The 22,100-nt window shown below is 59.9% G+C and carries 21 protein-coding genes and 2 pseudogenes; 7 read left to right on the top strand and 16 right to left on the bottom strand.

Features of this window, described 5'->3' with window-relative positions:
• Positions 1–32: 32 nt before the first annotated feature.
• The 4 genes and pseudogenes from ACOERD_RS20235 to ACOERD_RS20220 form a co-directional block, all read right to left on the bottom strand.
• On the bottom strand, positions 33–1,631 hold the full coding sequence (locus ACOERD_RS20235; RefSeq protein ID WP_419740241.1) for an ABC transporter ATP-binding protein: 1,599 nt from the start codon (positions 1,629–1,631) through the stop codon (positions 33–35).
• Positions 1,628–2,443 (bottom strand): ABC transporter permease, encoded by an 816-nt coding sequence (locus ACOERD_RS20230; protein WP_419740240.1) that lies wholly within the window; start codon positions 2,441–2,443, stop codon positions 1,628–1,630. Before ACOERD_RS20230 ends, ACOERD_RS20235 begins: the two co-directional genes overlap by 4 nt.
• A 172-nt stretch (positions 2,444–2,615) precedes the next feature.
• Positions 2,616–3,797: an ISNCY family transposase gene (locus tag ACOERD_RS20225; protein WP_419737631.1), complete on the bottom strand. Its 1,182-nt coding sequence runs from the start codon at positions 3,795–3,797 to the stop codon at positions 2,616–2,618.
• Between the two features lie 79 nt (positions 3,798–3,876).
• Positions 3,877–4,803, bottom strand: a pseudogene (locus tag ACOERD_RS20220) (ABC transporter permease); the annotation flags it as partial.
• Between the two features lie 105 nt (positions 4,804–4,908).
• Here ACOERD_RS20220 and ACOERD_RS20215 point away from each other — a divergent pair.
• Positions 4,909–5,235: an SH3 domain-containing protein gene (locus tag ACOERD_RS20215; protein WP_170379470.1), complete on the top strand. Its 327-nt coding sequence runs from the start codon at positions 4,909–4,911 to the stop codon at positions 5,233–5,235.
• A 9-nt stretch (positions 5,236–5,244) separates the two neighbouring features.
• On the opposite strand, the gene ACOERD_RS20210 is transcribed toward ACOERD_RS20215, so the two are convergent.
• Positions 5,245–6,732: an ABC transporter substrate-binding protein gene (locus tag ACOERD_RS20210; protein WP_419740239.1), complete on the bottom strand. Its 1,488-nt coding sequence runs from the start codon at positions 6,730–6,732 to the stop codon at positions 5,245–5,247.
• A gap of 171 nt (positions 6,733–6,903) precedes the next feature.
• On the opposite strand from ACOERD_RS20210, the gene panB reads away from it, so the two are divergent.
• The 3 genes from panB to glpK all read left to right on the top strand — a co-directional run bounded on the left by panB (position 6,904) and on the right by glpK (position 10,139).
• A complete protein-coding gene (gene panB / locus ACOERD_RS20205; protein ID WP_419740238.1) occupies positions 6,904–7,740 on the top strand; it encodes a 3-methyl-2-oxobutanoate hydroxymethyltransferase in 837 nt (278 codons plus the stop codon).
• On the top strand, positions 7,737–8,588 hold the full coding sequence (gene panC, locus ACOERD_RS20200; RefSeq protein ID WP_419740237.1) for a pantoate--beta-alanine ligase: 852 nt from the start codon (positions 7,737–7,739) through the stop codon (positions 8,586–8,588). Before panB ends, panC begins: the two co-directional genes overlap by 4 nt.
• 72 nt (positions 8,589–8,660) lie before the next feature.
• The gene (gene glpK, locus ACOERD_RS20195; RefSeq protein WP_419740236.1) at positions 8,661–10,139 is read left to right on the top strand and encodes a glycerol kinase GlpK; all 1,479 of its coding nucleotides are present in this window, start codon (positions 8,661–8,663) and stop codon (positions 10,137–10,139) included.
• Positions 10,140–10,206: 67 nt separating this feature from the next.
• Here glpK and smpB read toward each other — a convergent pair whose 3' ends face one another.
• The 10 genes from smpB to ACOERD_RS20145 form a co-directional block, all read right to left on the bottom strand.
• Positions 10,207–10,683, bottom strand: a complete 477-nt coding sequence (gene smpB, locus ACOERD_RS20190) for an SsrA-binding protein SmpB (RefSeq protein ID WP_170379480.1) — start codon at positions 10,681–10,683, stop codon at positions 10,207–10,209.
• Positions 10,684–10,730: 47 nt separating this feature from the next.
• Positions 10,731–11,273 carry an isopentenyl-diphosphate Delta-isomerase gene (gene idi, locus ACOERD_RS20185; RefSeq protein ID WP_419740235.1) on the bottom strand — a complete coding sequence of 181 codons (543 nt, stop codon included), beginning with the start codon at positions 11,271–11,273 and terminating at the stop codon, positions 10,731–10,733.
• A gap of 204 nt (positions 11,274–11,477) precedes the next feature.
• Positions 11,478–11,891 carry a c-type cytochrome gene (locus ACOERD_RS20180; protein ID WP_419740555.1) on the bottom strand — a complete coding sequence of 138 codons (414 nt, stop codon included), beginning with the start codon at positions 11,889–11,891 and terminating at the stop codon, positions 11,478–11,480.
• A gap of 109 nt (positions 11,892–12,000) precedes the next feature.
• Complete coding sequence (locus tag ACOERD_RS20175; RefSeq protein ID WP_419740234.1) at positions 12,001–13,014, bottom strand: P1 family peptidase; 1,014 nt, start codon at positions 13,012–13,014, stop codon at positions 12,001–12,003.
• Positions 13,015–13,095: 81 nt separating this feature from the next.
• On the bottom strand, positions 13,096–13,842 hold the full coding sequence (locus ACOERD_RS20170) for an SDR family oxidoreductase (RefSeq protein ID WP_419740233.1): 747 nt from the start codon (positions 13,840–13,842) through the stop codon (positions 13,096–13,098).
• Between the two features lie 58 nt (positions 13,843–13,900).
• Complete coding sequence (arfB, locus tag ACOERD_RS20165; RefSeq protein ID WP_419740232.1) at positions 13,901–14,320, bottom strand: alternative ribosome rescue aminoacyl-tRNA hydrolase ArfB; 420 nt, start codon at positions 14,318–14,320, stop codon at positions 13,901–13,903.
• Positions 14,321–14,584: 264 nt separating this feature from the next.
• Positions 14,585–15,232: a queuosine precursor transporter gene (locus tag ACOERD_RS20160; protein WP_170459537.1), complete on the bottom strand. Its 648-nt coding sequence runs from the start codon at positions 15,230–15,232 to the stop codon at positions 14,585–14,587.
• Between the two features lie 91 nt (positions 15,233–15,323).
• Entirely contained in the window at positions 15,324–16,208 is an 885-nt protein-coding gene (locus tag ACOERD_RS20155) for an esterase-like activity of phytase family protein (RefSeq protein WP_419740231.1), read from the bottom strand.
• Positions 16,181–17,044, bottom strand: a complete 864-nt coding sequence (gene mepA, locus ACOERD_RS20150; protein WP_419740230.1) for a penicillin-insensitive murein endopeptidase — start codon at positions 17,042–17,044, stop codon at positions 16,181–16,183. The genes ACOERD_RS20155 and mepA overlap by 28 nt, the downstream gene beginning before the upstream one ends.
• Positions 17,041–18,408, bottom strand: coding sequence for an MFS transporter (locus ACOERD_RS20145; protein WP_419740229.1), 1,368 nt, complete (start codon positions 18,406–18,408; stop codon positions 17,041–17,043). The genes mepA and ACOERD_RS20145 overlap by 4 nt, the downstream gene beginning before the upstream one ends.
• Before the next feature lie 129 nt (positions 18,409–18,537).
• Between ACOERD_RS20145 and ACOERD_RS20140 the strand changes: the two genes are divergently transcribed.
• The 3 genes from ACOERD_RS20140 to yaaA all read left to right on the top strand — a co-directional run bounded on the left by ACOERD_RS20140 (position 18,538) and on the right by yaaA (position 21,747).
• Positions 18,538–18,825, top strand: a complete 288-nt coding sequence (locus ACOERD_RS20140) for a YggT family protein (protein WP_170472916.1) — start codon at positions 18,538–18,540, stop codon at positions 18,823–18,825.
• Positions 18,826–18,903: 78 nt separating this feature from the next.
• On the top strand, positions 18,904–20,943 hold the full coding sequence (gene recQ / locus ACOERD_RS20135) for a DNA helicase RecQ (RefSeq protein WP_419740228.1): 2,040 nt from the start codon (positions 18,904–18,906) through the stop codon (positions 20,941–20,943).
• A gap of 33 nt (positions 20,944–20,976) precedes the next feature.
• Positions 20,977–21,747 (top strand): peroxide stress protein YaaA, encoded by a 771-nt coding sequence (gene yaaA / locus ACOERD_RS20130; protein WP_419740227.1) that lies wholly within the window; start codon positions 20,977–20,979, stop codon positions 21,745–21,747.
• A gap of 95 nt (positions 21,748–21,842) precedes the next feature.
• Here the strand turns inward: yaaA and ACOERD_RS20125 are convergent.
• Positions 21,843–22,022: pseudogene (locus ACOERD_RS20125) on the bottom strand (hypothetical protein); the annotation flags it as partial.
• Positions 22,023–22,100: the final 78 nt, after the last annotated feature.

The following is a 22,100-nucleotide window of genomic DNA, read 5'->3' as shown; positions in this document are numbered from 1 at the left end:
ACTCCTGTATTTAGGCTCTAACATAGCGAAAATCATGCGATTTTGCGCCCGATCTCGGGCAATTGCGGCGCGGCCGAGATCAACTTTCGGGTATAGGGATGGCTGGGATTGGCAAAGACATCCTCGGTCTCGCCTTGCTCGACGATTTTCCCAGCCTGCATCACCATCACCCGATCCGTGATCGTGCGCACGACGCTTAGATCGTGGCTGATGAACAGGTAGGTCAGATCATAGGCCGCGCAAAGCTCGGCCAGAAGATCGAGGATTTGCGCCCGGACCGACACGTCGAGGGCCGAGACCGCCTCATCAAACAGGATCAGCTCTGGGCGGATGATCAACGCTCGGGCAATGGCGATACGTTGCCGCTGCCCACCCGAAAATTCATGGACGTATTTCCCTGCATCATCCGGGCTGAGGCCGACAGCACGTAACATCTCGGCGATCCTGTCCTGACGCTCGGACCCTGTCGGAGTTGTTTCCAGCAGGTGAAACGGTTCCGTGATCAACCGCGCGACGCGGTGGCGCGGGTTGAAGCTGCCATAGGGGTCTTGGAACACGACCTGCATCTTGCGGCGGACGTCGAGATTTGGCTTGTGGCCCGAGAAAACGGGCACGCCATCCAGCCGGATTTCGCCGGATTGGACCTCCTCAAGGCCAAGAATAGCCCGAGTTAGGGTAGATTTTCCACATCCTGACTCTCCGACCAGGCCCAGACGCTCTCCGCGGTTGAGGGTAAAGCTGATCGTGTCCACCGCCCGCATATGGGCGGGCTTTGTGAACAGTCCCGTGCGCGGCAGGCGATAGTCACGGACCACGTCGGTGACCTCAAGCAAGGGCTTTTGCTCCTGAGTTTCGGGCAGAGCAACTTGATGGTTCGAGGCGTCAAATAGCATCCGCGTATAGGGGTGCTGCATGTTTTTAAGCAGATGATCGGTTGCGCCGCTCTCGACCACTTCGCCCCGGCGCATGACCACGATCTGATCCGCCATATTGGCCACGACAGCCAGATCATGTGTGATCATCAGAAGCCCCATATCATATTCGTGCACCAGCCCCTTCAGCAGGTCCAGTATTTGGGCTTGAGTGGTCACGTCCAGCGCCGTTGTCGGCTCATCCGCTATTAGCAACCTGGGCCTGAGTGCAATCGCCATCGCGATGACGACGCGCTGACGCTGGCCGCCCGACAGTTCATGCGGGTAGCGGGACAGAGGGAAACGGTCAGGGGGCAGGCCAACACGGCTGAGAACCTCTTGCGCGCGCGCCTCAGCTTGCTCGCGGGGCATCGCTTTGTGGATCAGGATGGTCTCGATCACCTGATCGCCGATGGTTTTGACCGGGTTCAGAGCGGTCATCGGTTCCTGAAACACCATTCCGATCGACGCGCCGCGAAGGGCGCACATTTTTGTCTCAGGCAGGTTTAGAATCTCTTGCCCGTCCAGATGTATCGACCCGTCGGTGTGCGCTCCGTCTGGCATCAGTTGCATGACGGCCAGCGCAGTCATGGACTTGCCCGAGCCGCTCTCTCCCGTGACCGCCACGATCTGACCGGGCGCGATGGACAGGCTGACTCGCTTCAGAATCTCGGCCCCGTGAATGGCCAGAGACAGGTTTTCGATCCGCAACAGGTTCATGCCCGCGCCACCCGAATGCGGGGGTCCAGCCAGTCGCGCAGACCGTCACCCAGCAAGTTCAGACCCAGCACCGTCACAACGATTGCCAGACCCGGAATTAGAGCCAAATGCGGGGCAAAACTGACCATTGTCTGCGCATCGGCCAGCATCCGGCCCCAGCTTGGCGTGGGTGGTTGCGCGCCGAGACCGACATAGGACAAGCCCGCCTCGGCTAGGATTCCAAGGCTGAACTGGATGGTTCCCTGAACGATCAGCAGGTTTGCGACATTGGGCAGGATATGCTCCGCCGAGATCCGTGCAGCTCCCTTACCCGAGACACGGGCGGCGAGGATGAACTCTCGTTCCCACAAGGACAGGGCCGCGCCGCGGGTGATACGGGCGAAAACGGGGATGTTGAAGATGCCGATGGCGATGATCGCGTTGATCGCACCGGCGCCGAAAACGGCAGTGATCAAAATCGCGATGACCAGAGAGGGGAAGGCAAAGACCAGATCATTGCCGCGCATAATGACCTCATCCAGCCAAGATCCCTTGCGCGCTGCCGCCGTCAGGCCCAAAGGCACGCCTAACACCATACCGATCCCCACCGCCACCAGCGCCACGGCAATGGACGTCCGCGCGCCGACCATGATCATCGAAAACATGTCGCGCCCGAAGTGATCGGTGCCGAACCAATGCTGCGCGTTGGGTGGCTGCAGTTTCGCGGGAATGTCCAGCGCGGCGTGGTCATAAGGCGTCCAGACAAACGAGATCAGCGCCGCCAGCAGAACCAGAGACGACAGCACTGCGCCAAGGATCAGGTTTCGGCTCATGTCCGGCTCCTCAGCCGTGGGTCAACGGCGGCATGTCGAGAACATTCTGAATTGTCCGGTGTAGGTAACATGCCAATTGTCCGCTTCAGTTGATTGCGCGGTGGCCCAATTCGGAGGGAGCCGTAGGCGACCGTAGATTTGGGCCACCGCGTTCGCGCCACGTCGAAGCGGGTCACGCGACTTTGTGTTTGCTATCCTCCTGTGTGATGGGTGATCCGTCAGGCTGGTAGCGGCCAATGCATCTCGGGCCGTGGAAGATGACCAGTTGACCATCGGGGTATTCGTGGACCCTGACCTTCGCCTTGACGAAATGATGACGGTGCCTGTCTGCCGCGATCTGCATGACCAGGCCCTTGTAGCGCACCGTATTGTCGTTGCCGACGACGCGGTCTTCCTGCACACACAGGGTGTCGCGCACATTGCCTGTAAACGGCACGAAGGCCGAGGTCGTATCCTCCGGCTCCTTTGCAAACAGGGCATTGTGTTCGGGAAGATAGACCTCTTTCAGGAACTGATTGGCCTCTTCAATGGTTGTGATCCCATGGGACCGCAGTTCCTGCGGCAATCGGTTCTGGAACGTGCCAAACATGCGTTCAGACCGTCCACGGGCCTGCGGTGAATAGGCCGGGATCAGCTCAATGCCGAGTTGCTGCAAGGCGCGCCCGACCTGGGTCAGATTGTCCTTGTCCACTTTGCCGCCCGCTTCGGGCGTATGCCAGTAATGAGAGCCCCGATCGGCATAGAGCGAGCAAAACAGACCTTGCGCCTCGATCACCTCTGTCAGCCCCTGAAAACTGCTCATCGTCCCTTCTTCCTCGACAAAGAATGCCGAATAAACCCGGTTGGTGGCATCGTCCATGGTGACGATCAGATCCCACCACTGACCCGGAACCCATTCATGGCTGGAGCCGTCCTGATGCAACATCATGCCAACCATCGGACGGCGGGGCCGCTTGCGCCGATGGGCACCTCGTCGGGGTGCTGCCTGAACCCGGCCGTGGCGCTGCAGTGTAAGCCGCACCCAGTTGTAGCTCTGTGTGAAACCATGGTGGGCCACCAGCTTCTCGTGGAAATGCTTCGGCGTGTAATCCCAGTACTTGGTATCAAACAGTTCAAGCATCTCCATGACCTTATCCGTGGCAACACGATTGTTGGCCAGTTTGCCAAGCCGACGGTCGTACAGACCTTCTGCACCATCCGCCTCAAATCGATCCTCCCAACGCCTGACGGTGCGCACGGATACACCCAGTATCTCAGCCGCCTGTTCTTGCGTCAGCTTGTTCGCGCTTCGCCGCGAATACACATCTTCAAACTTCATCAGTCGAACTTCCTGTAACACTTCTGCTCGGTTCATAACGCCTCCTCTCAGAGACAGAATAGAACCGGACAGATCGCATGTTACATACACCGGACATATCGCGTGTTAGCGACAGTGGGTCAACGGCGGCATAGGCTAGATCGACCAGAAAGTTCACGGTGATGACGGCAAAGACCAGCAACATCACCACGGATTCCACCACGATCAGATCGCGGGCCGAGATCGCCTGAAACACCAACCGCCCGAGACCGGGCAAGTAGAAGACCTGCTCGATGATGATCGACCCGGCCAGCAGGAACGAAAATTGCAGCCCGATGATCGTCAGCACCGGAATCAGCGCGTTGCGCACTCCGTGTCTCCACAGCGCCTGACGGCGGGAAAGCCCCTTGGCTCGGGCGGTGCGCATGAAATCCTCGCCAAGTATGTCGAGCAGCGATGACCGCATCACCCGCGCCAGAATAGCCGCTTGTGGCAGTGCCAAAGCGATGGCAGGCAGGGTCAGAGAATGCATACCGGTCCAGAACCCCTTGTCCCAACCGGCGAACCCTCCGGCGTTGAACCAGCGGAGGTTGATGGCGAAGATCAGGACCAGCATCATCGCGAACCAGAAGTTCGGCACGGCAATGCCCAATTGCGTGGCCCCCATGACGGTCAGATCGCCCGGTTTCCCGCGCCGGGCGGCGGCGTAGATGCCCGCCGGAAAGGCAATCAGGGTGGACAGGGTCAGCGCATAAAGCGCCAGCGGCAATGACACCCAGAGCCGATCCGCGATCATCTGCGACACCGGCGTGCGATAGGTGTAGGAGGTGCCAAAATCGCCGGTCAGCATCCCTCCGACCCAATTGAAGTACCGATCAAGTTTGGACATATCCAACCCCAACTCGGCCCGCAGCGCGGCTAGCGTATCGGGCTGCGCGTTGACGCCCAGCATGAATGAGGCTGGATCGCCCGGCGCGATCTCGATCACGGCGAAGATCACCACCGAGGCAACCGCCAGGCTGATCACCAGCGAAATCAGACGTTTGAGGGCATAGCGAAGCATCAGCGCCACGTTAGGCCGGGCCGCGCTTTGGGTCCAGCACCAGTTCCATTGTCGAGAATCAGTGCGGGTCCTATCCTGAGACCATTGTTTGAAAGGAAATTGATGATGAGAATACCTGTACTTGCGGCTTTGTTTTTAGCCGCAGCGGGCGCGGCGCCCGCTCAGCAACTGGATGTGGATTTCGTGATCACCGAAGACGGGCAAGCCGCGGGATGCGCGGCCAGTATCGTCTCGGGTCTGGATCCGAACGGTGATGGCTTTCTGGCTGTGCGCACGGGACCGGGGTCGAACTATTTCCAAGTCGACCAACTGCGCAACGGCGACACAGTCCGCACCTGTGCACAACAAGGGGAGTGGATCGGCGTCTACTATGGCCAGCCCCGTCGCAAGGGCTGGGTTCATAGCAATTGGCTGATTGACGGGGCGGGTTAGCCCCGACAGTTACTCAGCCCAGCTGATCGCGGTCAGATCAATAGCGGCTGTTGGCGCATTCTGCCACAGCCCCTGCACGCCTTCCTTGGCCACGCCGAGCTTGGCCAATTGGAACAAGTATCCGTTGACGTAGTCGCTGGAAATCAACCGCTGTGCCTCACCCATCAGGCGGGTGCGCTCATCCGGGTCGGTTGTGGTGTTCAGCAGATCCATCAGCGCCTGGAAATCCGAGCTTTCATACTGGAAATAGTAGTCGGGCCGGGCGTAGATGCCGATATCCATCGGCTCGGTATGGCTGACGATGGTCAGGCCGAAATCCTTGCCCTTGAAGACCGACTCCAACCACTGCGCCCATTCGACATTGATGATCTCGGCCTTGATCCCGACCTCGGCCAATTGAGCGGCGATGATCTCTCCACCTCGACGTGCATAGGACGGGGGCGGCAGATGCAGGGTGGTTTCGAACCCGTCTGCCAAGCCGGCCTCAGCCAGCAGAGATTTGGCTTTTTCCGGATCATAGGCGGATTGCCCGGTCAGATCGACATAGGCCGGGTGATGCGGCGCGAAATGGGTGCCAATGGGGGTGCCATAGCCGAACATGGCACCGTCAATGATCGCTTGACGGTCGATCGCGTGGGCCAGCGCCTGCCGAACGAGGATATCGTCAAAGGGCTCCTGCTTGTTGTTCGTGGACAGGATCGTCTCCCCTTCGGTCGAGCCGACAAGCACCTGAAAGCGTGGATCGGCCTCGAACTGAGGCAGGTTCTCGGGCGCGGGGAAATTGTCGAACACGTCCACATCCTCGGCCATCATGGCGGCAAAAGCGGCGGTCGGATCCGAGATGAATTTGAACGTAGCCGTCTCTAACGCGGGCTGATCGCCCCAATAATCAGGATTGCGGTTCAGCGTAATGCTGTCGCCCTGCACCCATTCGCCAAAGGTGAACGCCCCGGTTCCGACCGGGTTGGTCTTGATGTCGTCGACGCTGTCTGAGGCCACGATCACGGCGTCGCCCCAAGCCATGTTGAACAGGAAGTTCCCGTTTGGCTCGGACAGGGTCACCTTGACGGTCAGGGGCTCCACCGCCTCCACGCCTTCGATGCCAGCGAACAGCGCCTTTTGCGCATTCGCACTGTCCTCGGCCATAGCGCGATCCAGGCTGAACTTGACGTCCTCGGCATCCATCGTGGTGCCATCGTGGAAGGTCACTCCATCGCGCAGCTTGAAGGTATAGATGGTGCCGTCGTCTGAGATCTCCCAGCTTTCCGCCAGCCCCGGCACGACCGAGCCGTCGCCCATGAAACGGGTCAGACCTTCGAAAATATTGGTGTAAACAACCGAATCAATGGCCTGTGCGGCGGCACTGGTCGGGTCCAGATGCGGTGGCTCCAGCTGCATGGCGATGGTGATGTCGGATTTCGCCAATGCCTGCGTCGCCAGCACACTGGCGCTTAGCGCCAATATGGATCCGAAGGTTCGAAACATCTGCTTTGTCATGAAAATCTCTCCCCGTTGATGTCAACGTAGCCGCGTGTTTTTGGGCCTATCGGAGGCCAGTGTTCCCTTAAACCTAGGGTCATTCAAGGAAATGTTCGCGCAACCGGGGTTTCGCGTGCCCGGTCAGATCTGTTATGCCGCGCTGCAACATGAACCGTGCCGGAGCCGAGCATGAGCGCCACAGCCCGCAAAAAAGCCCCGAACGCCGAGGATATCCGTGCGCGTAAAGGCGGCGATCCCTTGGTCAGTCTGACGGCCTACACCACACCGATGGCCCGACTGATGGACGCCTATTGCGACTTTGTCCTTGTTGGCGACAGCGTCGGAATGGTGCTGCATGGGTTGGAATCGACCCTTGGCGTGACGATGGAGATGATGATCCTGCACGGTCAGGCCGTCGCTCGCGGATTGGAAGGCGCGATGATGGTGATCGACATGCCCTTTGGCAGTTACGAGGAAAACCCAGCGCAAGCCTTCCGCAACGCGGCCCGCCTGATGGCAGAAACCGGTGCAGGCGCAGTGAAACTGGAAGGTGGGGTCGAGATGGCCGAAACCATCCGCTTTCTGGTAGAGCGCGGCATCCCGGTCATGGCCCACATCGGCCTGACGCCGCAATCCATCAACACGCTTGGCGGCTACAAGGTGCAAGGCCGTGACGAACAGGCCGAAGCGGTTCTGGCTGATGCCGCCGCCGTGGCACAGGCAGGTGCGTTTTCGGTCGTGTTAGAGAAGGTTCCGCAAGGTCTGGCCGATCGGATCACAGCTGAGGTGGAAATACCGACCATCGGCATCGGGGCCTCGGCCGGCTGTGATGGGCAGATCCTTGTTGTCGACGACATGGTTGGCTTTTTCACTGCGTTCAAACCGAAATTCGTCAAACGCTACGCCGAACTTGGCCCATTGGCCGAAGCCGCCATTGCTGAATACGCCGCCGAAGTACGCGCCCGCACCTTCCCGGCGGATGAGCATGTGTTTGCGGATCAGGCCCCCAAAGGCATCAGCACATGACCGCTCCTATTCTGCGCCGATTGGCGGACCTGCGGGCTTTGACCACGCAATGGCACCGTGACGGAGAGGTCATCGGCGTCGTCCCCACAATGGGCGCGCTGCATCAGGGGCATTTGTCACTGGTCGAGGCGGCCAAGGCCGGGTGCGACCGCGTGATTGTCACGATCTTTGTGAACCCCAAACAATTCAACAACCCCGAGGATCTGGCCAACTACCCGCGGACCGAGCGTGAGGACGCCGAAATACTGGCTCCCTATGGCGTTGACGCGATTTATGTGCCGGATCCGGATCAGATCTACCCCGAGGGGTTCTCGACAACGGTTTCGGTCGCGGGCCTGACCGATGTGATGGAGGGGCCCTTCCGCCCCGGTCACTTCGAAGGCGTCGCCACGGTGGTCGCCAAACTGTTCCTGCAAACGCAGGCGGATCGAGCCTATTTCGGGGAAAAAGACTATCAACAGCTGTTGGTCGTGCGGCGCATGGCCCGTGATCTGGATATCCCGATCGAAGTCATCGGTTGCCCCACCGTGCGTGAGCCGTCGGGCTTGGCGATGTCCTCGCGTAATCTGCGCCTCTCGGCCGAAGGGCTGCAGATCGCGGCGCAGAAGAACCAGATCATGCGCGAGATGGCAGAAGCGCTGTCACAGGGCGCGGATTTCGCGCCGCTTGCGCAAGTTGCACAGGACACCCTGATCGAAGCGGGCTTCACCGAGGTCGAATATATCGACCTGCGCTGTGCCGAAACCCTACAGGCCCTTCCCCGCGCCGACCGCCCGGCCCGCCTGTTCGTCACCGCCTGGGCGGATGGCGTGCGGCTGATAGACAATATCCCGGTCGCTGCAGCCTGATTTCTGCTCTGGCCCCTGCGCGAGTGTTTGCGCTAAAGTCCCGCAAAACACCACCGGGGGAGGAACGCGGGCATGACATATATTCTGGCTATTGATCAGGGCACGACATCATCGCGCGCCATTTTGTTTGACGCTCAGATGCAGCGCGTGGGCACGGCACAGCAGGAATTTCCCCAGCATTTCCCGCAGGAAGGCTGGGTCGAACATGATGTCGAGGATATCTGGTACAGCGTTCTGAGTGTGTGTCAGGAGGTGATGGACTCCACGGGCACAACGCCTGCGCAGATTGCCGGGATTGGTATCACCAACCAGCGTGAAACCACCGTGGTCTGGGACAAGACCACCGGCAAGGCGATCCACAATGCCATCGTCTGGCAGGACCGCCGCACCGCCGATATCTGCGCCCGCTACAAACAGGCCGGGTGCGAGGATGATGTGACTCTGCAAACTGGGCTGCTGTTGGACCCGTATTTCTCGGGCACCAAGGTGAAATGGCTGCTGGATACCGTTCCCGGCGCCCGCGAAAAGGCCGAAACCGGAGAGCTGCTGTTCGGCACCATCGACTCTTTCCTGATCTGGCGGCTGACTGAAGGGCGCAACCACGTCACCGATGCCACCAACGCCGCCCGGACCCTGTTGTTTGACATCCACAAAGGCGCATGGAGCGCCGAGATCTGCGATCTGCTGGATGTCCCAAACGCGATGCTGCCAGAGGTGCTGGATTGCGCCGCCGATTTTGGCACAACCACACTGCTCGGCGGCAGCATCCCTATTCTTGGCGTGGCCGGGGATCAGCAGGCCGCAACTATCGGGCAGGCCTGTTTCCAACCCGGCATGATGAAATCGACCTATGGCACCGGCTGTTTTGCCCTGTTGAACACCGGCACGCAGCCGGTTGCCTCAAAAAATCGTCTGCTCACCACGATCGGGTATCAGCTGGATGGGCAGCGGACCTATGCGCTGGAAGGCTCGATCTTTATCGCCGGGGCCGCCGTGCAGTGGCTGCGCGACGCGCTCCAGATCATCGACTCGGCCCCACAGAGCGGCGATCTGGCCAAGCAGGCCGATCCGAACCAGCACGTGGTGCTGGTGCCCGCATTCACCGGCCTGGGTGCGCCATACTGGAAACCGGACTGCCGCGGCGCAATGTTCGGGCTGACTCGCAACTCGGGCCGGTCCGAAATCACCCGTGCCACATTGGAAAGCATCGCTTTCCAGACCCGAGACCTTTGGCATGCCATGCAGGGTGACTGGGGGGCCGAGGCAGAGGTGATCCTGCGCGTCGATGGCGGTATGAGCGCATCTGACTGGGCCATGCAGGGCCTTTCCAACATTTTGGGCGCACCGGTCGATCGGCCCGTGATGCAGGAAACAACGGCCTTAGGGGCGGCCTGGTTGGCGGGCATGAAGGCCGGGATCTATCCCGATCAGGACGGTTTCGCCGAGACATGGCAGCTGGATCAGAGATTCGAGCCTGACATGCCGCAAGAAGACCGCGACGCCGCCTATGCCCGTTGGAAACGCGCCGTTCAGGCGGCCATGGCGTTCTGATCACGCGATCTGCAATCACCGGGTAGGCCGGGCTTCGGCCCGGCGCAGCCCTCAATAGCGTTTCGGCCTAGCTGTGATCTTTCATCAGCCGCTGTTTCTGCCGCGACCAATCCCGCTTGGCCTGGGTTTCGCGCTTGTCATGCAGCTTTTTACCTTTGGCGATCCCGATCTTCAGCTTCGCCCGGCCCTTGTGGTTGAAATACAGCACCAACGGCACCAGCGTCATGCCCTTGCGCTGGGTTGCATTCCAAAGGTTCGACAGCTCTTTGCGCGACACCAGCAGCTTGCGGCGGCGCCGCTCTTCATGCTTGAAAACCTTGGCTTGCTCATAAGGGGCAATGTAGCTGTTGATCAGCCATAACTCACCGTCATCGACCGATGCATAGCTTTCGGCGATATTCGACCCACCCGCCCGCAGGGATTTGACCTCAGAGCCCTCCAACATGATGCCGCACTCGATATCCTCTTCGATTGCGTAATCGAAGCGGGCGCGCCGGTTCTCGGCGATGACTTTGTAATTCGGGTCTGTCTTCTGCTTGGCCATGACGCGATGATGTAGGCGGCTTGAGCCGTCCTTGCAAGGCGCAGCGCCTACCTCTTGGCCGAGATGATCAGATCTGGGCCAAAAATCGTGTCGGCATGGTTGGCGAGGTAGATCTTGAGCCACGGCGTGAAACGGGTGGGATGGCGGCGCACTTCGGCCAGCAAATCGTGATAGTCGATCCAGCGGATATCCATCACTTCGTCCGGACTAGGCTCGATCTTCAACGGTCCGCGGACATGGGCGAGGAAAACATAAACGACCTCATGTTCCACCATGCTGTTGCCGACATCAGCGTGATACTCCAGCCGGTGGCGGTACTCCGGGTAGAGGCCGGTGATCCCCAATTCCTCACGCAGGCGGCGCACGGCACAGGCCGAGGCGCTTTCGTTCCAGTCGGGATGCGTGCAGCAGGTATTCGCCCAAAGACCCGGCGTGTGATATTTGCCCATGGCGCGGCGCTGCAGCAGGATCTCAGTGCCCCGCACGACAAAGACAGACACGGCCTTGTGCTTGAGGCCCTTTTCATGCGCCTCCAGCTTGTCGACGGGGGTCAATTGGCCATCAACCCAGGCCGGAATCATCAATCCCATCTGTCATCTCCTGATGCCGATCCGCCGGAACGGCGGGAATTTGGGGTTATGCAATGGCCAGATCGGCGTGGCGGTTCGGTGTCATAGGGCTAAGCACGGGCACCGCATGGATCGAAGGTGGCAATGATCAGTCAGGTAATCAATCGCACGAAAGGCCGCAGGTGTGCGGCCTTTCGTCATGTCCAACAGGATTTTTGGCCAATTTTACTCGCCGGAGACGCTCACGATGTAGGCATAGACATCCTCGCCGCCTTTTTTCAGACGGAACGACATCTTGGATTTGGCCGCTGTTTCGCCAAGGTAATCCTTCAGGAACGCTTTGGGGTCCTGCGAATAGGCGACGAAACTCTCTTCGTCCCAAACCAGCCCGTTTTCACCTGCAGCAACGATGCTGTCGCCGTATTTGAACCCCTCATAGGTGCCCGCAGTCCGACCTGCGATGCCATAGAGGTTCGGCCCGGTCTTGCCGCCCTTGACGATCACTTCACCCTCGGGATCCGCGATCATGTGGCAGGATTTGCACTTGTTGAAGGCTTTCTTACCTGCTTCGGCGTCGCCTTCCGCATAGGCTGGCAGGGCCAGTAGGCCGATGATTGCTGTAGCTAGGATGCGATTCATTTTTTGGCTCCGATACTTGGTGGCTTGCGCAGATGGTGCTTTTGAACGGCCCAGAGTCAACGCGCAGATTGCCGCGCATGCGCGCCTTTCAGCGCCTGTACGGGCGTTTCTACTCTGTTGCGTTTAGCGTGGACCAGCAAGGTAGCAAATCGTCGTAGACGGGTGTCGCTAGATAAATTGCTCGCGCGATCGCCCGCGCCAGACAGAGAGAGGCCGCATGGCCGATCTGCCCAAGCTCGATCTCAGAGGTCATGGGCTTTGCCCCGGTGCTGACACCAAACACCAGATCCCCATCGCCCGGCGTATGCGCGGGAAGGATTGCGCGCCCTATCCCATCATGGGCGGCGACCGCAAATCTCTGACATTGAGGTTTGGACAAGGCCGCGTCGGTGGCGACGATGGCAATCGTCGTGTTGGCCTTCTGCGGATCGGCACGCATGACCTGCGACTTGCGGCTGACTTGCAGTTGGCCCAGTCCGGCGCTGGGATCAGGCCCTAAACCGCCGAATTCATCACCAATCTCGAACGGCGCGGCCCAGAAATGGCGATCACCCGGCGTTGTGACACCTCCCAGCGGGTTCGCCGCCACCAAGGCGCCAACGGTCACTCCGCTGTCCAAAACGAATGAGGCCGAACCCAGCCCGCCTTTGTGCATCGCCGCCAAGGCTCCGGTCCCTGCCCCAGTTGTGCCCAGGGTGAAATCCTTGCTGGCGGTTTCGAAAGCCTTGCGTCCCAAAGCGCGGTAAGGGTTGTCGTCCCATGACTTGTCACCGCCGTTCAACAGGTCGAACAGGATTGCGCCGGGAACGATTGGGACCCTGATATCGCCGACAGGAAATCCCCGGTCTTGTGCCCGTAGCGCGTCCGAGACGCCCGAGCAGGCATCCAGACCAAAGGCCGATCCACCGGACAAAGTGATGGCGTCGACATGGGTGACGGATTTGTCGGGGGCGAGCAGGTCGGTTTCGCGCGTGCCGGGGGCTCCGCCCATCACGTGGACCGAGGCAGTGAACGGCGCGTCGGCTGTCAGAACGGTTGTGCCGGACTTCAGCGCTGTCTCCTGCGCATTGCCGACCTTCAGGCCGGGGACATCGGTGATAAGGTTTCGGGCTCCGGGGGTCATTTTCGCCTTTTGTGTTGGGCCGAAAGCGCGCTAGCGCGCGCTGCCTCCGGCGGAGGTATTTTTGGCCAGATGAAGAGCGGATCAGATACAGCGGCCACCGTCGACCTCAAGCGCAGTGCCGGTGATCATGCTGGCCTCGTCCGAGCAGAGGAACAGGGCCGCGTTGGCCATGTCTTCCGGTGTGGAGAAGCGACCAAGCGGGATGGTCGAGAGGAACTTGGCGCGAATCTCGGGCGTGTCTTCGCCCATGAAAGATTTCAGCAGCGGCGTTTCCCCCGCGACCGGGCAGATGGCGTTGACCCGCACACTAGAGGGGGCCAGTTCGACCGCCATTGTTTTCGTCGCGGTGATCATCCAGCCCTTGGAGGCGTTGTACCAGTTCAGATTGGGGCGCGGCGACAGCCCTGCCGTTGAGGCAACGTTGAGGATCGCCCCGGCACCTCGCGCCTTCATCGCCGGGACAAAGGCGCGGGCAGTCAGGTATACTGACTTCATGTTCACGTTGAATACGCGATCAAAATCCTCTTCGCTGACGTCTTCTAGTGGGGTGGGCAGATGGGTGACGCCAGCGTTGTTGACCAGAATATCGAGTTGCCCATAGGCCGCCTCTGCCGCGTCGGCCATCGCCTGAACAGACGCGCCGTCGCTGACATCCACCTGTTGCGCCATGGCGGCGGAGCCCAGTTGCGCTGCCAGGTCCTGCGCCGCGTCGCCGTTGATGTCAGCGATCATCACGCGCGCGCCTTCGATCAGGAATTTCTGTACAATTCCCGCCCCGAATCCGGATGCACCGCCGGTGACGATTGCGGTTTTGCCGTTCAGCCTCACGTCGTTACCCCTCCTGCCAGTCAGGGGCAGAGTAGCAACGCATCCCAAAGATACCAGATCATTCTTCCGAGACTTTGCCGCGCAGCGTCTTGACGTCGCCACGGGCTTTTTTCGCCGCCAGCCGCCGTTTGACCGACCCATAGGTCGGCTTCGTCGCGACCCGCCGTTTGGGTTTGACCAGCGCTCGGGCGATCAATTCGGCCAGTCGGGCCCGGGCAAGTTCGCGGTTGCGGGCCTGCGACCGGGTTTCTTCGCATTGAATGATGATTGCGCCATCCTTGGTCCAGCGCCGCCCGGCCAGACGTTTCAGGCGGTTCTTCACTGGCTCCGGCAGGGATGGAGAGCGTGAAGCCTCAAACCGAAGCTCGACTGCGGTCGAGACCTTGTTGACGTTCTGCCCACCGGGACCGGAGGAGCGGACAAAGCTCTCGGTCATTTCCCAATCCTGCAGAATGATATCGTCTGTGATGCGCAACATGGGTCAGACCTTACAAGGCGCGGGAGGAAACAGAAAGGGCCGCCCCGGTGGGACGGCCCTTCGAAAGTACAAGGAGGTCGGGTCGGTCAGATCAATCGACCAGCCGGAGCGAGCGCTCCGCCAAGGGCTGCCCTAGCAGGCTTTCCCCCCGGTTGTTCCGACACCTCTCTCCAATCTCTTTCTTGACACTGGATCACCTCCTTTTCTATCTGTTGCGGTTAGTTTTGAGCCTGACACAAGATGCGCCATTCTCAAAGCACTTTTTTACGCAGGCTGTGCGGCGGTCAGACGGGCGACGATCACCTTGAACGGGATCAGGGCAATCAGGGCCAGTGACAGCTTCACCAACCAATCCGCAAAAGCCAGTGTGACCCACAGCGGCGCCATCGGGCCGGACAGCATGAACGGCACAGGCTCCCACGCCCAGTTGATCGCAGCGTCAGCGTTTGCGCCGAAGAAGGTGACCGAGGCCGAGAAGGCCAGCGTAAAGAAGATCGCGGTATCCAGCGCCGATCCGACCAGAGTCGAAACCAGAGGCGCGCGCCACCAACGGCCGCCGCGCATGGCGTTAAAAACAGTGACATCGGTCAACTGTGCGATCAGGAAGGCGGTGCCAGAGGCAACAGCGATCCGCAGCGGTACAGCGGCATATTCGAAGCCGTCGCCCTGCAGCATGATCTGGCTACCGATCAGCGAGCAGATGATACCGGTGACAAACCCGGCGAATACGACCTTGCGGGCCGGACCCACGCCATAGACGCGGTTCATGATGTCAGTGACCAGGAAGGCCAGCGGATAGGTGAAAGCACCCCAGGTCAGCAATCCGTCAAGAATCAGGAACTGAACCAGAATGTTCGAGGCCACAACAATGGCAGCCATGGCAAGGATGCCGGGAATATAAGAGCGTTGCATTTTCAGATGCCCGTTTTGACAAGGTAGCGGCGACTTGGCCAAGGGCTCATCCCAAGGCAAGCCGTGCGTTTAGACCCTTGGTCTAGTCCTGTCAATCGGGCAGGAGGTATTCCACCAGTTCAGTTCGCTGCAACGCCATAAAGTTATCGTCCGAGATCATTGTTGCGCGCAGGCGGTTCTGATCGTCGCGCCAGACCGACAGACCTTCGAGGTTGTCATGTGTGCCGGTTTCGGTTTCCAGAAGAACCTCCTCGGCGCGCGGTGTGTCGTTTGAAACGTCCCATCGGCGCAGGCGGGTCCGAAATCCGATGAATGCGACCGAGCGCTCAAGCACGTAGAAGCGCCCATCTGGGCCGAAATCAGCCGCAACGGGCAGGAAGCGATCCCGCTGTTGTAGGGTAATAGGGGTGGACCAGTTGGTCCCGTCCCAGTGAAAAACCGGGATATCGCCGCTCGCCGTTCGGGTTTTTTCCGGCAGGGTATATAGATGCCCTTGCGCGTCAATCGCCAGCCCCTCGAAAGAACCGTTGTGATCCAACGTACTGAAGGCGTGAGGGCGCGGCAGAACCTGCGCGTTGGCCTCCCGAGAGCTATAATAGGCCACGCGATGAACACCTTCGAAGGACACGAAAAAGCCGCCGCCCGGCGCAAGGGCGATTCCTTCGGAGTCCCCCGCCCGGCCGCTCAGTTTACGCCCCATGCTGGACAGAAGCGGCCCGCGGTTTTGCACTTCGACACCCGATATCGCACCTTCTTTGCGCGTGATCCGGGCCGTGGCGAGGGTTGCCCGGTCGCTCAGAATCGTAGCGTAGGATCCATCGTCGCTCAGGTGAATGGCCGAGAAGCCACCGAACCAATCCGCGGCCTCGACCCATGTGTAGCTGCCCAGAAAAATAGCGCTTTTGACCTCAACCGCTGCGACCTGACCGGCCCACAAAGCAGCGGCAATCAGTTGGACGACAAAACGGCAGCGCATTGCTGGGGCAGATCGGCCAAAACATATTCGCGACGTTTCTTTGGCGCAGGCGCGTTCGGATCAGGTGGCGGAGGGTTGAGGATATTGTTGACCCATTCCTGTGCTTGCGCGCAGCCATCACCCTTTGGCGGCGGGTCCTGATTGACGCAGCCTTTCGACCCACGCGGGCATTTCAGGCGCACGTGGAAGTGGTAGTGATGCCCCCACCAAGGCCGGATCTTACGCAGATAAGCCCGGTTACCCTTCTCTTCCTTGCACATCTGAACTTTGGCACCGGGGAAAACGAAAATCCGCGCGACGCGCTTGTCCTTTGCGGCCTCGCGCAGAACCGCATGGTGCTGTTTGGTCCAGCTGCTGTTCACGAATGCTCCGTTCGAGCGACGCAGGGAAATGGACGAGATATTCTCACGCGCGTTACGCGACAGCCGCATGTTGTCTCCGGGCAGCATCCAGATATCGATATCCAGACCCAACTGGTGCGAGCGATGGCCCGAGGTCATCGGCCCGCCCCGCGGCTGGCTAATATCCCCGACATAGAGACCATTCCACCCCGGCTGCTTGGCCGCAAACCGGCTGAGGTCCTGCACGTAATCGATCGCCTCGGGGTGGCCCCAGTTGCGATTGCGCGACAGGCGCATGGCCTGCCATGTGGGCCCGGTTTCAGGCAGCTGCACCGATCCGGCGGCGCATCCGCGCGAATAACTGCCGAAAGCGGCTGGTTTTTGTTGTGAGCTTTGCTTTTGCGCCCCGAACAATTGCTTGGCCAGAGGCTGCGCCCCCGCCGTGCCTGCCCATGTGATCGTGGCCAATAGTGCCAAAAAACGTAGTAAAATCATCTGCTCTGATCCCCTTCCGGCTTTACCCAGCGCATCAGGAATAGCCCCAGAATAAACAACAGAATGATCGGTGACACCCCTAGTCTTGCACTACCAGTCACAGTTGTTGCTACCCCGATCAAGAGCGGCGCAGCAAAAGCGGTCGCACGGCCGGACAAGCCATAAAGCCCAAAGCTTTCTACCGGAGCCGCGGGATCGGTATGGCGCACCATCATTGAGCGGCTGGCGGATTGCAAAACCCCTCCCATCCCGCCGATCAGGATACCACAGCCGAAAAACACCATGTCGGGCAGTCCGGACCCTTCAGGTAGCGCTATGCCATAGATCTGCGTCCGGTCCATCGAAACGACGGTGATACAGACAAAGATCAGCACCCAGATTGCAACCAGAATGACCGGTTTAGGGCCGTATTTCCGATCCAACTTGCCCCCAATCCACGCAAAGATGGCCGAGGCCAGAACGCTGACAATTCCGAAGACACCGATCTTGATCAGGTCCCACTCTAGAACCAACCGCGCATAGACACCGCCAAAGCTATAAAGCCCGTTCAACGCGTCGCGGTAAAACATCGACGACCCGAGATAGGTCGCCAGACTGACCCGGTGCCGCAGGTCCGAGATGGAGTGCCCCAGCAAGTGCAGCGCCTCGGCGAAACTGCCGGTTTTCTCGGTTTTTGGATCGTCACGCACCCATAGGAAATAGGGCACCATGAACAAAACGAACCACGCGGCGGTGAAAGGCCCAACAAAGCGCGTGCCCTCGCTAGTCGCAGCATCCAGACCCAAAGCAGGTTCTATCCCGATCAACGTCTTGCCGTTGGGCTGTTCGACAAATAACGCCAGCATGATCGCCAGCGATATCAACCCGCCAAAGTATCCGAAGGCAAAACCTGAGCCCGAGATCTCGCCCACCTGATTATCATCGCCTAGTTCGGGCAGCTGTGAGTTGATGAAGATCAGCGCATACTCTGCCCCGACAAAGCCCAGCCCAAAGGCCGACAGCATCAGCCACATGTTCGAGCCGTCGGGCATCGTGTACCAAAGTGCGGCGGACCCCACCACATACATCACCGAGAACGCAAATATCCACGGTATGCGACGCCCGGAAACATCTGCCATCGCCCCAAGCAGAGGCGCGCCAAAAGCGATGATCAGCCCGGTGATGGTCAGGCAATTGGCCCAGACCGTCTGCGCCCGCGCGGCGGCGGCTTGCGGGTCCAGCCCGGCATCGGTGAAGTACCCTGCGGCGACTCCGGCGAAATAGGGACCGAATACAAAGGTAACCAGAAGCGAATGATAAGGCTGCGATGCCCAATCAAAAAACCACCAGCCCCAGATGCGCTTGCGATTGGAAATCTCTGCCATGACTGCCCCAGTTATTCTTTTGTCCAATAAGACGGGTGTTTGGCCCAATTCGCAAGCTTTCAGTTGGCGCAGGCTTGCTCTTTGCGGCGTGTGTGCTTAGGTCTTTTTCGGTCAAAGAACGGAGTACCCATGCTGTCGCTGATCCAAATCCTGCTTCTGATCCTGGACATTGTCTGGTTCATTATCCTCGCCCACGTGATCATGAGCTGGCTGATCAATTTCCAGGTGCTGAATCTGCACCAACAGCTGGTCGCGCAGATCTGGTACGGCCTGAACCGCATACTCGAACCGATCTACGGCCCGATCCGCCGTATCCTGCCGAATATGGGCGGGCTGGATCTGACCCCTCTTGTCGTGCTGATCGGGGTCTATGCGGCGCGGATTATCTTGATCAACAATGCGGGCTATTTCGTCTGAACTCTTGTTCACCGAATCTTAGTGTGTGATTGTCCTGTCTTAAGAGCAGATAAACCTTTAAACAGGGCAACCCCGCACATGTTCGACGCCGCACCCCTGCTGCGAGATGTCTTTGGATTCGACGACTTCCGTCCCGGTCAGGAAGAGATCGTCGATGCTGTAACTGCAGGCGAAAACGTGTTGGCAATCATGCCAACGGGCGGCGGTAAATCCCTGTGTTTTCAATTGCCTGCACTGCTGCGCGACGGTGTGACGGTCGTGATCTCCCCTTTGATCGCTTTGATGCGCGATCAGGTCCGAGGCCTGCAAGAGGCCGGGGTTGAAGCCGGCGCGTTGACCTCGGGCAATACACCCGAAGAAACCGACGCGGTGTGGGAGGCGTTGGAGTCCGGACGGTTCAAACTCCTCTACATGGCGCCCGAGCGTCCGGCGGCCGGGTCTGCGCTGGGCATGCTGCGCCGGATCAATGCCAGTCTGATCGCTGTGGACGAGGCGCATTGCGTCAGCCAATGGGGTCATGATTTTCGCCCCGACTATCTGCGGATCGGAGAGCTGCGGCGCGCCCTGAACGTACCTCTGGCCGCGTTCACTGCCACGGCGGATGCCGAAACGCAGGACGAGATCGTAGAGAAACTGTTCGACGGCGGCACCCCTCGCAAGTTCCTGCGAGGGTTCGACCGGCCCAACATCCACCTGGCCTTTGCAGCCAAGGACGGACCGCGCAAACAAATCCTCGATTTCGCCGCCGCGCGCAAAACCCAATCCGGCATCGTCTATTGTGGCACCCGCAACAAGACCGAAGTGCTGGCCAAGGCTCTGCGCGACGAAGGGCATTCGGCCTGTCACTATCACGGCGGCATGGACCCCGAAGACCGGCGCATCGTCGAAACCCGTTTTGCGCGCGAGGACGGGTTGATCGTCGTCGCTACCGTCGCTTTTGGCATGGGCATCGACAAACCCGATATCCGCTGGGTTGCCCATGCAGACCTGCCCAAATCCATCGAAGCTTATTATCAGGAAATCGGTCGCGCCGGGCGCGATGGCGGCCCGGCTGAAACCCTGACCCTGTTCGGCCCCGATGACATCCGCCTGCGCCGGTCGCAGGTAGATGAAGGCCTCGCCCCACCAGAACGGCGCATGGCGGATCATGCACGCCTGAACGCACTGCTAGGTCTTGCCGAAGCGCTGGTGTGCCGTCGTCAGACTCTGCTGGGCTATTTCGGAGAAACAACCGAACCCTGCGGAAAGTGCGATCTGTGCGACACCCCACCCGAGGTTTTTGATGGCACAACCCCCGTCCGTATGGCGCTGTCGGCGATCCTGCGGACCGAGGAATGGTTTGGCAGTGGCCATCTGATCGACATCCTTCTGGCCAATGAAACCGACAAGATCCGCGCGCGCCGCCATGATACGCTGTCGACCTGGGGTATCGGCAAAGACTGGTCGCGCCCGCAATGGCAGGCGATCTTTCGGCAGATGATGGGCCATGATCTGGTCCGCCCCGACCCCGAACGCCACGGTGCCCTGCGCATGACCGAGGCCGCCAAACCGATCCTGAAGGGTGAGGCGCAGATCAACTTGCGCAAGGATACGATCCGCAAAGCCACGCGCCGCCCCGCAGTCAAGGCGATGGTAGCCGAAGAAGACGCTCCGCTGCTCTCTGCCCTCAAGGCCAAGCGCCGCGCTTTGGCCGAAGCCGCGCGTGTGCCTGCCTATGTCATCTTCCCGGACCGCACCCTGATCGAAATGGCCGAGAAACGTCCACATACGCTGGACGACATGGCCCGCATCGGAGGGGTCGGGGCCAAGAAGCTTGAACGCTATGGCGACACCTTCCTTGAGGTCATTGCTGGGGCCGTAGAAGCGGTCCACCCTGCGCGGCGCAAGCTGGCCGGGCGCGGGCAGGGCGAGATCTATGATCGCCTGCTTGAGGTGCAGTCACAATTGTCCCGTGGGCCAGAGGGGATCGACAAACCGCTTAGCTGCACGGCCTCGCAACTAGCGAAGGTGGCGCATTTGCGACCCGATGACTCGCGCGGGGTCGAACAGGTGTTGGGCGATCGTCGTCACGAGAGGTTTGGTGCAGCCTTTCTGGACGTGCTGCGGCAAGAGGGCTAAATACGCCCTATCAGGCAAGGAACGAGGGCGGATATGCTGGTAGTGATTTCCCCGGCCAAGCGGCTGGACTGGGCAGAGCGGGATGTTGAGGCCACGCAACCCGACTTTCAGGACGATGCGATCCGCCTGTCTAAGACTGCGCGCAACCTGACACTTGGCGACCTCAAGAAACTGATGGACCTCAGCGATGATCTGGCCCGGCTGAACCGCGACCGCTATCGCGCTTTCGCCGACGCGCCCGAGCTTGAGGCGACACGCCCCGCCGCACTGGCCTTTGCCGGTGACACCTATCAGGGGCTAGAGGCGGCCTCACTGGACGCTGATGAGATGGCATGGGCGCAGGACCATCTGCGAATCTTGTCCGGCCTTTACGGCGTACTACGCCCTCTGGACGCGATTCAGCCCTATCGGTTGGAAATGGGCAGCAAGCTGAAAACCCGGCGCGGCAAGAACCTGTATGAGTATTGGCGCGATCAGCTCAGCAAAGCACTGAATGCGCAAGGGGCTGAGGTTGGCAGCGAGGTCCTGGTGAACTGCGCCAGTCAGGAGTATTTCGGGGCAGTCGATCTGAAAGCGCTGAACCTGAAGGTCGTCACTCCGGTCTTCATGGAAGACAAAGGTGGCACACCTAAAATCGTCAGCTTTTTCGCCAAGAAAGCGCGCGGTGCGATGGCGCGGTATATCATTCAACATCGCCTGACCGATCCGGCCGGTTTGCTGTGTTTTGACAGCGGCGGCTATGAATACCGCGCCGATCTGTCCGAGGACGACAAGCCCGTTTTCGTGCGTCCTTACACGGCTTAGAAGGCAGGAAGCGAGGGGCCAGCCCCTCGCGCTCCCCGAGATATTTTTAGCCAGATGAAGTTGGGACCCCTTTTTGGGGCCTCTGCCGCTGCTTACTAGGGCTTGAACGTGACAAGTTCAGCGTCCTCGGGGCAATGGTCCAGGATCATTTTCTGGATAAGGTTCTTGTGCAGCGGTTTGGTCAGGTAGTGATCGAGGCCGGCCTCCAGAATGCCCTGATCATCCCCCGCCATGGCGTGCGCCGTCAGGGCGACGATTGGAACGTGACGACCGGTTTCCTGACTTCCGACCTTTTTGTTGATCTGACTGGGTTTTTGGTTTGTTTTCAGGTGTGGTTGCTCAGAGGCGCGTTG

The organism is Ruegeria sp., assembly GCF_965199275.1.
Taxonomy (GTDB): Bacteria; Pseudomonadota; Alphaproteobacteria; order Rhodobacterales; family Rhodobacteraceae; genus Ruegeria.
The sequence above is the reverse complement of the archived record's forward strand: the minus strand, read 5'-3'. Positions and strand labels throughout refer to the sequence as shown.